Genomic DNA, 13,383 nt, shown 5'->3' with positions numbered 1-13,383 from the left:
CGCCGCAAGCACGTCCGTGTGGGCTCGGCTCGCGCATCCCTGCGCTCGACGGTCCGCTAAGCCAACGGTCCCCGCCTGGCCTCAGGCTATACAGTCGCTGCAAAGAAACCTCCCCACGTCCGGCTCGGGCCTACAAAATATTCGGCAGGTAAGGCTGTCGTAATCGGATCAGGTTTTGACTTTAGCCACGGCCAGATAACCAGCAGATCACGCCGCAGACAGAAGGCGGTGTTGCGGAGCAGATAAGCCGGGTCTCTGCCGCAGGGATGCGGCGGTGAAGCCCCCAGGGAGGGGTTTACGGCGCCCCGGCGTTCTGACCCGCAACATAGCCTGATCACCGGAGCAGGTTTTGACCTGCCTGCAAACAACACAGTCCTGTCACTGAGCAGGCGTTGACCTGGCTGGCATCTGCAACGTTTATTATCGTTGCGATGATAAGGTGCAAAGCCCTGCGGGGACCGTTGTCACGCGGACACGCCGCAAGCACGTCCGTGTGGGCTCGGCTCGCGCATCCCTGCGCTCGACGGNAGCCCTGCGGGGACCGTTGTCACGCGGACACGCCGCAAGCACGTCCGTGTGGGCTCGGCTCGCGCATCCCTGCGCTCGACGGTCCGCTCTGCCAACGGTCCCCGCCTGGCCTCAGGCTATACAGTCGCTGCAAAGAAACCTCCCCACGTCCGGCTCGGGCCTACAAAACTTTCGGCAGATAAGGCCGTTGTGATCGGATCAGGTTTTGACTTTAGCCACTGCCAGAGAATCCGCAGGCCACTCAGCGGCCAGAAGGCGGTGTTGCGGAGCAGATAAGCCGGGTCTTTGCCGCAGGGATGCGGCAGTGAAGCCCCCAGGGAGGGGTTTACGGCGGCCCGGCGTTCTGACCCGCAACATAGCCCTGTCACCGGAGCAGGTTTTGACCTGCCTGCAAACAACACAGTCCTGTCATTGAGCAGGTGTTGACCTTGCTGCAAACAATACCGCGCCAGAAGGCGGTGTTGCGGAGCAGAAAAGCCGGGTCTCTGCCGCAGGGATGCGGCAGTGAAGCCCCCAGCGTTCTGACCCGCAACATAGCCCTGTCACCGGAGCAGGTTTTGACCTGCCTGCAAACAACACAACTCTGTCACGGAGCAGGTGTTGACCTTGCTGCAAACAACATAGCCCTGTCACCGGAGCAGGTTTTGACCTCTCTGCAAACAACAAAGGTAAAACTATGATGGGGAAGTATTGCTAAAAATATCTTTATAGTCACGATACTAAAATTTGTATTCACAAAATTAAATCGACCGAATGATAATACCTTGCGTGATTGGTTACGATGTTAAATTCTATTTAAATCAGTAACTTAATAAGAATTTAACTTCAATCGTTTATACCTCTTTCATTCATAGGTTTCCTGTCAGCTAATTAAAAAGCAAAAAAAATTAATGTGTATTAATGTTTGCAGTGTCAGGCAGATATTCTAATAACTTAACGTACCGGAGGTTCTCCATGTTTATAGGTGATGATGAAAAAAAACGGTACGTCATAATGGGTGAGGCAGCGATAAGCCTGCTCTCCTTTAAGGTAGAAATCAGCGTAGCCGCGCTGCTCGGCAGGCTGGCAGAAATGGGTGAGAAGGAAGAGGATGATGAACGCCTGCTCGACATTTGGGCCACCCGGAAATGGCTGCAGCGCTTCAGACAGCGCGGCCAGGCGACAGAGGCTCCTTCTGACGTACCCGACCGGGTTCAATGCTCCGGTAGCCTTAAGGGCCTGGCAGATTTCAGTTTGGATGAGGTCGCCATAGCGCGTAAAGCCTGACCAGAGGTAGTCATGCCTGAAAAACTGTACAGCCCGTGCTGAAGGTGGAGCCATATTGATAAGCGACCGTTGGGCGCACGGATGCGCGAGATAACAGAACCTGGAGTAACCCACGCCGCGTCTGCGCGGTGTAAGCCGCAACCGGGGCGGGCTTCCAGGCTAACAGGCCGATTGCCCAACCGCATATCTTCTTACCTGTACATAAAACTGATACCCGTCCTGTAACGTTCACACGTTGTATTGCTTTCTGCAGGTTATTTATAATTTGTTGATAAACAAGGCTAAGCATTTTTTGCAAAAGAATAAAGGTATCGTAAAAACGTTATCTCTGTACAACTTTAAAAAAGATGTATAACTTTAGCGCTCAGTAACATCAACACTTTCTAAACTTAACGACGTAGAGGCATTTACATGCGCCAGGACAGCTCAAATCCAGTAATTGAAGCCGATATCAGACGCTATTTTAATGAATCTGTAATGCCCTCGCAGCAGGAAACCATGGGACAAATCGTGGTTGAGATCCTGCGGGCGGGTGGAAATCTAAATCGTAAAGCCCTCTGTACCAAACTGCTGCGTCGTCTGGAACTCGCCTCTGGTTCTGAGCAGGAAAAGCATCTGCAGGAGCTTATCGGTATGCTTTTTGGCCGTGGAGAGTAAGTTTTACGTTCTCAACAGAATCCGAGAAGTGGCATGCTAAGAAATAAACAAGAAAAGCTGGCTGATATTTTGCTCGGCGAAGCCGTACTTGCACTCCTGCGCGGTGCTGCGCCCGTCAGCACCACAGCGCTGCTGGAACAACTGAATGCAATGGCGGCTGCCGAAAAAGACGTTGAATTAAAAAGTGCCTGCAAATTCGCCATCAGCGAAATCAGACGTTACCTCGCGGCCGGGCGTTCTCAGGCGGTGCTCAATGACAGCGATCGCGACACTGTTATTCACGTTTTAAATAACGACGGTCCCGCAGACGGCACGCGGAGGCACTAGGCTACATCCTCTCCCGCAGGCCGGGGGCGTCACAACGTTGTTAACAAGTGCCTTCCGTCGGAGCATTATCCGGGAGGCGATTACCTTCTGCATTCTTATCCTCTGCCTTGTTTCCCTGTACGCATCTGTGATTTTCCCTATACGCATCTGGTGATGTTCCCTGTACACACCTGGACATTTTCCCTGTACGCATCTGAAAATTAAGGGTGATACTTTGCTCTGCCCGCCGGTTGCACCATGCATAACGCAAACAGGGCATGGACCGCTACAGGGCGCTCTGGTTAGCGCATCAAGCGCCCGACGGTCTGCTTATTGGCAGGGCTCGACCCTTGATACTCAATAAAAAACCTGCTGAGAAGCTCACTACCAATCCCTTCCTAAAGATGTCCATTCAGACTTCCCCAGCCGGGGGAATTGCGCCGCTATCAAATGACAAAATAGACGCCTCTCATGCCCTCGCGTAACAATAAAATAACCTTATAACATAAGAAAAATTTGTATTTTAACCCATGATTTGTGTAGGCTTATAGGAACCTGCTGACAGAACGCATAATTGGGAAATTCAGGGAGAAACAATGACAGAACAGATGCATGGTGTGACTCTTTTCTTTGCGCTTATCCATTCAGCGATCCTGATCGTGGGCGGTGGATTAGTTTATGGACTATTAAGACTTAAGATAAACAGATATGGCAGAAGCCTTCCCCGTGGTATTGCGCGGGTGCTGCTATTGCTGTGGTGCGTGACGTGCCTGATGCCCGTCGTTACCCATACCATGGCGTGGCGCGGTGCCGCGGGGGGCGAGGGATATAGCGACCTTACAATGCAGCTGATGATCTCCCTGGCCAGCCCGCAGAGTGAGGCGCTAGTCGCTGTCGCACTTATCGCGCTGGGGGCACTTATGGCGAGCGTAGGGTTACGCCGGAGGCAGGAAGGGGCCAGGCCCTGAAATTTTTTCGCGTCAAACTGTGTATGGGTTTTTTTACGCGGGTTGCTGATAATCCAGCATAAAGTGTTATCTAATTCCTTTCTCCTGACGGAATGTACTGTCGTCTTACAATTTAATTTCCCTCCTCAATCAAATTTTTTAGCATTGCTGCCGATAACCGTAGCTGTACAACTATGGAAATTATTGTACAGAGCAGAAACACACCAGAGGATAATGTAATGCTAAAAAATATAATGAGAAAAAAGGTCGCCAGAACCGTAATACACCCTGATATACCCGTCGTGAATGAATTACAGCCCGCCCGCTGTCAGGACAGTAAAGATCACGTTTTACTCCAAAGCCTGATGGCGATCTCCGGGCAAGGGGTATGGGCGATCGAGGGTGGAAATTATCAGCCAACGACCAGCGTCTGGCTTTCGTCTAAAGCATGTGGGCTGCTTAATCTGCCCCCTACGGCCAGCATAACGTTGGCTGACCTGATTCAGCGGGTTCATGGTGATGAGAGAGAGGCTTTCCGGCTGTTTATCCGACACGCGGTGAATCATGCTATCGGCACGGAAGCAAAGCCGGGCAGGTATCGTATTCTTGTAGAGGATCAGGGCTGGCAGTGGTTTAGCGTCGCCGCTAAATACGTTTCCGGTGATGCACATTCTGCCGCGCTGCTGACCGGGATAATTGAAAACATTCAGGACGCTGTCGATCACAACACCGAATATGAGATCCTGTCTACCCGCTTTAACCTCTCACGAGAGATGTTGAACGATGGATTATGGGATCTGAATATCATCAATGGCAATCCAATGAACCCTTCCAACGTCTTCTGGTGGTCCCCACAGTTCAGAAGATTACTGGGCTTTGAAACCGTTGAAGAGTTTCCTGATGTGCTTGAAAGCTGGACTTCACGTCTGCACCCGGAAGATAAAGGGTTTACGCTTGATGCTTTTGGCGCCCATCTGATGGATAAAAGCGGTCAGACGGGTTTTGACCTTGAGTATCGCTTAATGCTCCGCAGTGGCGAATATCGCTGGTTCCGCGCCCGTGGGCAGACCCGACGCTCGGCGGATGGAACGCCACTGAGGGCGGTTGGCGCGCTGATCGACATCCAGTCCCATAAGGACCGTCTGGTTCACGACAAAATGGAAAAGAGCAGGCTGGAAAGTACCGCAGAAACAGCAAAAGAGATCGCCGAACTGGTCTCAGAAAATGGCAATATCGCGGCGCAAATCAAGCTTATATCACTCAATGCCAGCATTGAAGCAGCCCGGGCGGGGATACATGGGCGGGGCTTTTCTGTAATTGCCAGTGCGATACGAGGTCTGGCGGAACGTACGGCTGATATCACCGACCAGATTTCCCGACTTCAGAAAAGAATCAGTCATAAGCCCTGATTTTAAATTGCGGTTAAATGATGAGGAATTCATCAAAGGCGGCCAGGTTAAGTCCCGTAGGGGGCTTTTCTGCTGATTTTTTTGGATGCAGACGTAAAAGGTGAGCTCGTCCCTGAGTCACCTGCACCTGGGTAGGCGCTTATGAGCTTTTAAAGCATATAACATACAGGCGCTTTGACAAGGCTGACCTTCAGTTTAAAATGCTTTTACATCAAATAGTTAGCTTGTTAAGTTTTTAAATGCGCGGTAAAACAATCACTTAAGTAAACAATATTCATTACTAAGAATCGTCTCATTTTAGGTCCAGACTAAATTGCGCTTTTGCTGCAAACTTTATCTTTCAGGCTGGCGAGCGTACGCGCCAGCGGCCAGAAATCGCATGAAAAGAGCGTACCCGTCGCGCTCAGCGTTTTTCTGAGTACTGTCAAATCCGCCAGATCCGTTTTGTCACTGCAGTACAGAACGACGTTCCCACTGGGTACGCGACAGTAGAGCACTGTGCGAAACTGATTTATCAGTGACGTAAACAGCGGGGAGTTTAAAGCGGGCATCTGATGATAGTTCAGAATAAGCCAGCCGTCCGGGCGCAGGTTTCTGATACAGCTATCGAAGAAAAGCGTGTTTTCCTGCAGAGGAAGCATCGCATCGGCGGTGTACAAATCAGAAAATATATGGGAGTAACTTTTTCCGCTTTGCCGGGAGATAAAAGCTTCCGCGTCATCAATATGATAGGTAATATTATTATTTTCTGGCAGTGAGAAATATTTCCGCGCCACATTCAGCACTGTTTTTCTCAGCTCAACGACGCTGACTTTTAATGACGGGTCATAGTGATCCAATGCCCGAACCAGACTCCCCCCTCCCAGTCCAAGAATAAGCACCGAATCCGCCGGGCTTAGCGTAATACCCATCAGCATCGCTTTGATATAATTATGAACGGGTAAAAAGGGCGTATCAATCCGCATTCGGGTTTGTTCATATATGCTGTAGAAGCTCATGATGCGGTATTTACGATCGTCTGTTACCGTCACGTTGCCGTAGTCATCATATTCTTTACAGACCTGTTCGCCTTTAATGCTGAAAAGATCTGTGTCGCCAAAAAAAATGCTTTTTTTCATTTTAAATCCAGGGCCCATCCTTTTGCGCAGCGTAAGGTGGTTAACGTGCGGGAGATGCATACAATGGTCACGCTATTCAGCGTAGTGAATCCCGAAGCTGCCAGTAAAGCCAACTTTCCAGTGCTTTTGGCTCAAGCGCCTTTGAGTAATAGTAACCCTGGGCCTGATCGCAGCCGTAACTTTGCAGCAGATGGCTGGTATCGGCATCCTCCACGCCCTCAGCAATGACAATATAGTCGAGGTTTTTAAGCATTTGAATGACGCTGCGGGCAATGATTCGCGTGGCGGTATTGCCAGATAACTCACGAATCAGCGACTGGTCGAGTTTAATAACATCAAGCGGCATTCTTCGCAGATAGCTAATATTGCTATAGCCTGCACCGAAATCATCCAATGCGATGACGAACCCGCGCAGCTTAAGCATCTCAAGACCATATAAGGCAGTGCGATTCTCGACAATACGATCGGTTTCCAGACACTCTATTCCCAGCAGGGAGGTTGGCAGGCCAGCCTGGAACATTTTATCCTCAAGCCTGTCGGCGAATCCATCCTGAGAGAAATCGGCGATCCTGATATTAATGGAGACCGGCAGGAGCAGGGCGGTTGCCTGCCACGTTGAGAGTTGCTTAATAACCCCGTGGATGACCCAGTCGGACAGCTTAGTCATAAGCTCGGTGTTATCGATCAGGGGTAAGAACAGTGAGGGAGAGAGTTCGCCATAGACCGGATGATGCCAGCGGATTAGGGCTTCCAGCCCAACGGGCTTACCGCTCGACATGCTGACTTTGGGCTGGTAGACAAGATAAAGCCCCGCATCCTGCTCCAGCGCGCGGGTCAGATCATCAATAAGCGAGACTGCCGCATATTTCCGCGAGTTGATGACATCATCAAAGGTACAGGCAGGGATTTTCAGGTTAATGCCTTCATTCAGCGCGCTGATACCCCTTCTGAGGATTTCATGGGCGGGTTGAGCGACCGGGTCGAAGGTGACTTCGCCGGTATAAACCGCCAGCTCAATAGAGATCGTTTCTTCGACGTGCGCGCATACGCCCTGTAGCTTTCGGCTAATCTCACTGGCGGTATACGCGCCAGACGCAGGGATGAGAATGGCGAACCGGCCGGTGGCAACCGTATAAAGCAGCTGGCTGGGTGCCAGCCTGAGCCGAAGGCGCAGAAGTATCGCCATATCGCGCAGAAGCGCTTCAACCGCTGCCATTCCTAATGATTTGGCCAGCTCATAGGCGCGAGACATCTCCATACAGTCAATCAGTACCAGGCGGTAATCACTTTTTTGTCCGCCTGGTGCCAGCAGCTGGAGATCGCGCAATAACCGCTCTCTGTTTGGCAGGTCTGTCGCCGGGTCGACAAATCCGGCCGAATGCCAGGCTTCCAGGAAAGAGATCACCAGCCCCGCCAGGAGTTTTAGCGTTTTAATTTTCTCGTCACTGAAGGGGTGGGCGACGGTATCCGTTACACATAATGTGCCAAGCGTAACACCATCGCGGTTTTTGAGTGGGACGCCAGCATAGAACCGGATATAAGGATAACCCAGCGTGAGGGGATGCTTAAAGAATACCGGGTCGTTATAGGTATCTGGAATAATAAGTTCACGGCCGCTTTCAAAAACGAACCGGCAAAAAGCATCTTCTCGCGGGCCTTTACGCAGGGGGAAATTGTGCGCGGCTTTAATGTATTGGTTTTCATCATCCAGCACGGAGATGAAACTTCCCGGTATACCTAATGCCTGTCCGGCAAGTTTAACGAACCTGACCAGCACGTCATCCCGACTTTCATCGTGCATTATCAGGGCATTGATTGCCCTGCACTTATTATCTTCGCCAGTCAGATTGAACAGCATGCCCGCCTCCTCCCCTCACCCGGTGAGAGGATAATGACCAAAAAACCAACGCCTTGTTTTATAATATGAATTTATTAAATTCAGCTTTCGCTAATTCTATTCTTTTTTTTGGATTAAGTCATTAGGCAGATATGTAAAAAATATGCAATTTTTTCGGGTGATCGCTATTAACTGGCCTTAAGCAGTAAAACCGCTGTGAGGGGGAAAGAAGATTTGGCTTAAAGGATTATCTGTGTCTCAAAAATGCGTATTGAGATTAGCATTACGCCTTGCCCCGGCCTTTTTCCCCGATACGAAACAGTGGGTTAAAAATATAGAAAATAAATTAACGGTTTTCTCTGGCAGTCGCCAACCATTTTCTAATTTCACCGTTATCCGATCCCACTTCTTTAATAGCGCGATTAAGGCTGTCCTGTGTTGTATTAAGTTCATGTGTCCAGAAGGATATTTCCCACTGTTCATTAGCTTCAACAATTTGTCTATTGGTCGGTTCCCGGCGTTTAAAATATTTACTCATCGCTGCATTCTCCTGCGAACAGTACATGATATTAATCGAACTGAGAGATTACTGGGTGAGCAATACTTTACATGAGAGCAGGAGCAGGGTGAGGAGATAATTCCTGAAAATAATATTTTTCTATTTTTGTGGAGTAATCTTAGTTATGCCGCCTGCACTACAGGGTTAATAAATGCTTTTACTCTTTTGTAAAGAGGGTTTGATGCTTTCTATCCGATCCGTGAATACCACCTGTATTAGGCTTAAGAAAAGGTTTAAAATTAAAATGTTACAATTTAATGAACGGGGAAATGAAAAGGCACCATCTTGTCTCAGGCTGTTAATATCCCCGTTTTATATCCGGTCAAACAGATGTTTATCAGGGGGTTATGTATTACAGCAAGAGGGCAGTAAAATGGATTTCGTTATTTTTCGCTGGTCTGTTACAATCAAAAAATAATTTTTGTCTTTTATTTGCTAATTTTTAACCGGGTGGATGCTATAAAATGAATCAGTACAGATATTACCAGACCTCACTGGAGAATAAACGGAGTTTGCATTATATCCATCATGAAGGTTGTCCATTGCTTAGAAAATGCAAAGGCGCTTCATTTTTAGGCACTTTCTATTCAATGAAACACGCAAAGCAATATGCAACCACCCATCATTTAAGTGGTCATGCCTGTGTCGACTGTATGATGATTGAGATCGGCAGTGGTGCAAAATAGCGTAAAAGCGTTCACTTTTTTCTCCTGGTAATACCTCATGCAGTGAGGTTTTATTTTCACCCCCGACCGCTTTTCGTTCATTCAGGCGTGCCTGAAGAGCTTCTCACCCCATCGCAGGGTGCATCCCTTTAAACCTTTTCCTCGTGGCGTACCCTACAAAGCACGCACTCTGGCTGCTTTTTATCCGCATTTATAAAGAAAGCGTACGTTTGTAATTAAAGTCAAATATGGTGAAATTATCGAATAAATCATTGAGTTAGCTATTTATTTCTGCCGGTATTGTAGGCAGTTACCGCCCAGCTGTAAAAAATTCCCACTAAAATTAATGATATAACGCTAACCTCGCAATTACCCCTAAAGCACAGCTAATGTATTACTTCTAAGTGCCGATATTGTTACTGGTGAATTTTACGTGCTGGATAAAAGTGCAAGCCTTTATCCCCTCTGGTTCAACAGGATGATGACATCATGCCTCTCTTACCTTTTTTTTATAATTTGAAAGTCAGCGCGAAACTGGGTTTTGGCTTTTTTATCGCCATTGTCGCGATGATCGCCATGGCCGTTATTACCGCCAGCTGCCTGAATACCATTCAGGACAACTCCAGCCGCCGCACCATTACGGTGGATATGGTCGGCACTTTTGATAAAGCCCGTCTTAACCGCACGTTGTATCAATATACGAATGAGCAGCAGTATGCGGATAAAAACGCGGAAGCATTGCAGGAGCTGAGAAAACAGTTTAGCCGGGTCAGCGCATTCAAATGGTTACCGGAGGGCAAAGAAGCCCTGCGCGGCGTTAAGGAGGCGATGGAGATCTATGTGAAGCAGCGAAACCTCCTTTTCGCGGATATGAAAGAGATGATGGATCGCAGCGAGGCGCTGCAAATCCTTCCCTTTTATATTATCGCCAAACAGCTTGATAAGATCGCGCTTCGCACGGACATGACCACCGATGAAGCGCTTAATCTGCAACGTCTTTCTTCAGAGCTGAAAGAAGTCGCTATGCTGACGTCCTCCTTTTCCCGCCTGCCGGACAGCAGCTCGGCGGAACTGATTCAGGCGCTGGAGAGCGCCGCAGCTGATGCCGCGCCGGTGGCGACCGATACCGGCGATATTGCCACGTTAAAAAATCATGCGATGGCGGCCCTACAGCAGGCCCAGCAAAGCGTCAGCGCGTATATTACCATCTGGCATAATCATAATACTGCCGCCAAAACGCTGGTTCAGGATGGTCAGAACTTTGATGCCGCAATAGCCGTCCTTTTTGACTATCAAAAAAATATCTCATCCCGCTTTGTCAGCCAGTCAAAATGGACCATTGGGATGGTGTCAATCATCGGCATGATCCTCAGTATTCTGCTTGCGTGGCAAATAACCCGCAGCATTACCCGGCCATTATCTGCCACGCTGGGCCTGGCGCTGAAAATCTCCAGCGGTGATTTAAGTCAGGAGATCGTTTCACAGCGCAAAGATGAGCCTGGGCTGCTATTGCAGGCCGTTAATGAGATGAGTCGTAACCTGAAGGACATCATTCTTAACGTCCGTAACGGGGTGGAGCATGTAAACCACGCCTCGTCAGAAATTGCCGCCGGCAATGAAGAGCTCTCCTCGCGCACCGAAGAGCAGGCTGCCGCCGTGTCACAAACCGCTTCCAGCATGGAAGAACTCTCCTCAACGGTGAAACTCAACAGTGAAAATGCGCTGCATGCCAGCAGGCTGGCCAGTGACGCCACGCAGATTGCGACCCAGGGCGGCAATGTTGTTGAGGGCGTCGTGCAGACGATGGAGGATATTCGCGTTAGCTCATTACGCATATCGGAGATAACCTCAGTGATTAACGGCATTGCGTTCCAGACCAATATTCTGGCGCTGAACGCCGCCGTTGAGGCGGCCCGCGCGGGCGAAAGCGGCCGTGGGTTCGCCGTGGTGGCCGGAGAGGTCAGAAATCTCGCGCAGCGCAGCGCCTCGGCGGCGAAAGAAATTGAGGGGCTGATTAAAGAGTCGGTCCGACAGGTTAATGCCGGTAGCGCGCAGGTTGATAACGCCGGTCATACGATGAGTGACATTATCAAGGCGGTGGCGCAGGTGAGCGAGATAATGCACGAAATCGCCTCGGCGTCGGATGAACAGAACCGGGGCATCGCCCAAATCAATCAGGCCATGGCGGAGATGGACACCACCACTCAACAGAACGCCTCCCTGGTGGAGGAGTCCGCTGCGGCGGCTGACTCTCTGCGTGAGGAAGCGGGTCGGCTCGACAGCGTTATCTCCGTTTTTACCACCGGAGAGGAGACGGCCGCGCGGAATGCGGTGTCGGGTGCTACCCGCAGATCGGTTCTCAGCGCTGACCTGCCCGCGCAGGCCGATGCGCGCTGGGAGTCCTTTTAAGCCTCGGGTTCCCACAGGTTTATAACCTTAAAGTTATGGCGTGTTTTGCCGATAACCCGCCATCAAAGAATAAGTCAAATAATATGAGCCTGCAGGGAGCCGTCCTATGAGTTCGCATACATCGCTACACTGTACGACTACGGAATATGTTCTTGATAATGACACCACGCTGATGACCACCACGGATCCTCACGGAAACATCACCTATGCCAACAAAAGTTTTGTTGAGGTGAGTGGCTATGAGCAAAATGAAATTGAAGGCCAGCCACATAATATTGTTCGCCATCCGGATATGCCTAAAGCCGCATTCCAGGATATGTGGTTCACCATTAAGCAGGGCCTGCCCTGGACCGGGTTGGTTAAGAATCGCAGGAAAAACGGCGATTACTATTGGGTCCGCGCCAACGTCGTGCCCATTATCAGGAATAACACCATCACCGGCTATATGTCGGTCCGCATCAAGCCCGCAGTAGCAGAAATCGAGGCGGCCGAACGGCTTTACGCCAGAATGCGTGAAGGGAAATTGCAGCACCATCGGCTGTATAAAGGCTTGCTGCTGAAGACGGGAATAGCAAAAGGCTTTTCGGCGCTGAAAGTGATGCCGCTGCGCTGGCGGATCCGCAGCAGCACCGGCCTTTTCTGGCTGTTTACCCTGCTCAGTTACCTGATGACCGGCCTGCATGGCCAGGTGCTGGCCTTCGCTGCCGTCTCTTCCCTGCTGGCGGCCATCGCCGTCAGTGCCTGGCTTGAATGGCAGATTGTTCATCCGCTGGAAAAAGTGAGCAGCGTCGCGCTGAAGGTCGCAACGGGCGCTGAGACCCAGGTCGATCCGATTGACCGCGTTGATGAGATCGGCATGACGCTTCGCGCTGTCGGACAGCTTGGGCTGATGTTTCGCTGGCTGGTCAATGACGTACAGGAACAGGTGACTGACGTACACCACGCCAGCGATCGGCTGGCAACGGACAGTGAAAAAATCGCATCGCGCACCGAACACACTGCCGACAGCGTGCAGCAGACCGCCGCCGCAATGGAGCAAATCACCCGGGCGGTGGAAAACAATGTCGCCAGCACCGATAAGGCAAACAGTTTCTCCGTTACCGTCAGTGATGCCGCGTTCAAAGGGCGGGAATCAATGCTCAGCGTGGTCGACACCATGAATAAGATAGCGGGCAGTTCAACGCAGATTTCGACGATGATTGCGCTTATCGACAGTATTGCCTTTCAGACCAACATTCTGGCGCTCAACGCTGCGGTTGAAGCGGCGCGCGCCGGCGAGCAGGGCAGAGGTTTCGCCGTAGTCGCCAGCGAGGTACGTAACCTGGCGAACCGCAGCGCATCGGCCGCGCAGGAGATACGCCAGCTGATCGAGGCCAGCACGCAAAACATACAGACCGGTACCCGCCAGGTCAGCGATGCAGGTGAAGCGATCACTCAAATGGTGGATAAGGTGCAGAACGTTAAAGATCTGCTAAATGAAATTAGCCTGGCGACGCATGAGCAGGGAGCCGGTCTGAGCCAGGTGGCGCGGGCGGTGGAAGCGCTGGATCAGAACACCCGACAGAATACCTCCCTGGCAGAGGAGAGTATGCGGGGAGCGTCGGGCATGAAATGCCAGGCAAGACGCCTGGTGAATGCGGTTAAGGTCTTCAGCTAAGGCAGCACGCGGTGCCGCCCCCGGA

The 13,383-nt window shown here is 50.7% G+C and carries 10 protein-coding genes; 7 read left to right on the top strand and 3 right to left on the bottom strand.

Annotated features, from left to right (window positions below; genetic code table 11):
* Positions 1 to 1,482: 1,482 nt before the first annotated feature.
* From A1830_RS12815 to A1830_RS23790, 5 genes are all read left to right on the top strand, one after another.
* A complete protein-coding gene (locus tag A1830_RS12815; RefSeq protein ID WP_067706425.1) occupies positions 1,483 to 1,794 on the top strand; it encodes a hypothetical protein in 312 nt (103 codons plus the stop codon).
* A gap of 411 nt (positions 1,795 to 2,205) precedes the next feature.
* Positions 2,206 to 2,451 carry a regulatory protein YcgZ gene (gene ycgZ / locus A1830_RS12810; RefSeq protein ID WP_067706422.1) on the top strand — a complete coding sequence of 82 codons (246 nt, stop codon included), beginning with the start codon at positions 2,206 to 2,208 and terminating at the stop codon, positions 2,449 to 2,451.
* A gap of 33 nt (positions 2,452 to 2,484) precedes the next feature.
* Entirely contained in the window at positions 2,485 to 2,778 is a 294-nt protein-coding gene (locus tag A1830_RS12805) for a hypothetical protein (RefSeq protein WP_067706419.1), read from the top strand.
* A 575-nt stretch (positions 2,779 to 3,353) separates the two neighbouring features.
* Positions 3,354 to 3,725, top strand: coding sequence for a hypothetical protein (locus A1830_RS12795; RefSeq protein WP_067706413.1), 372 nt, complete (start codon positions 3,354 to 3,356; stop codon positions 3,723 to 3,725).
* 218 nt (positions 3,726 to 3,943) lie between these two features.
* The gene (locus tag A1830_RS23790; protein WP_067706410.1) at positions 3,944 to 5,113 is read left to right on the top strand and encodes a methyl-accepting chemotaxis protein; all 1,170 of its coding nucleotides are present in this window, start codon (positions 3,944 to 3,946) and stop codon (positions 5,111 to 5,113) included.
* 308 nt (positions 5,114 to 5,421) lie between these two features.
* On the opposite strand, the gene A1830_RS12785 is transcribed toward A1830_RS23790, so the two are convergent.
* From A1830_RS12785 to A1830_RS12775, 3 genes are all read right to left on the bottom strand, one after another.
* Positions 5,422 to 6,231, bottom strand: coding sequence for a spermidine synthase (locus tag A1830_RS12785; protein WP_067706407.1), 810 nt, complete (start codon positions 6,229 to 6,231; stop codon positions 5,422 to 5,424).
* A gap of 76 nt (positions 6,232 to 6,307) precedes the next feature.
* On the bottom strand, positions 6,308 to 8,089 hold the full coding sequence (locus A1830_RS12780; protein ID WP_067706404.1) for a sensor domain-containing phosphodiesterase: 1,782 nt from the start codon (positions 8,087 to 8,089) through the stop codon (positions 6,308 to 6,310).
* A 325-nt stretch (positions 8,090 to 8,414) separates the two neighbouring features.
* A complete protein-coding gene (locus A1830_RS12775) occupies positions 8,415 to 8,606 on the bottom strand; it encodes a DUF3606 domain-containing protein (protein WP_067706401.1) in 192 nt (63 codons plus the stop codon).
* 1,175 nt (positions 8,607 to 9,781) lie between these two features.
* Here A1830_RS12775 and A1830_RS23785 point away from each other — a divergent pair.
* Both A1830_RS23785 and A1830_RS12765 read left to right on the top strand, forming a co-directional pair.
* Entirely contained in the window at positions 9,782 to 11,701 is a 1,920-nt protein-coding gene (locus tag A1830_RS23785; protein ID WP_067706398.1) for a methyl-accepting chemotaxis protein, read from the top strand.
* Between the two features lie 106 nt (positions 11,702 to 11,807).
* A complete protein-coding gene (locus tag A1830_RS12765; protein WP_067706395.1) occupies positions 11,808 to 13,358 on the top strand; it encodes a methyl-accepting chemotaxis protein in 1,551 nt (516 codons plus the stop codon).
* The last annotated feature ends 25 nt before the right edge of the window (positions 13,359 to 13,383 follow it).

This window comes from Erwinia sp. ErVv1 (genome assembly GCF_900068895.1).
In the GTDB taxonomy this organism is placed as follows: domain Bacteria; phylum Pseudomonadota; class Gammaproteobacteria; order Enterobacterales; family Enterobacteriaceae; genus Erwinia.
Note: the sequence above shows the minus strand (reverse complement) of the source record. Positions and strands in the feature narration are given on the sequence as shown.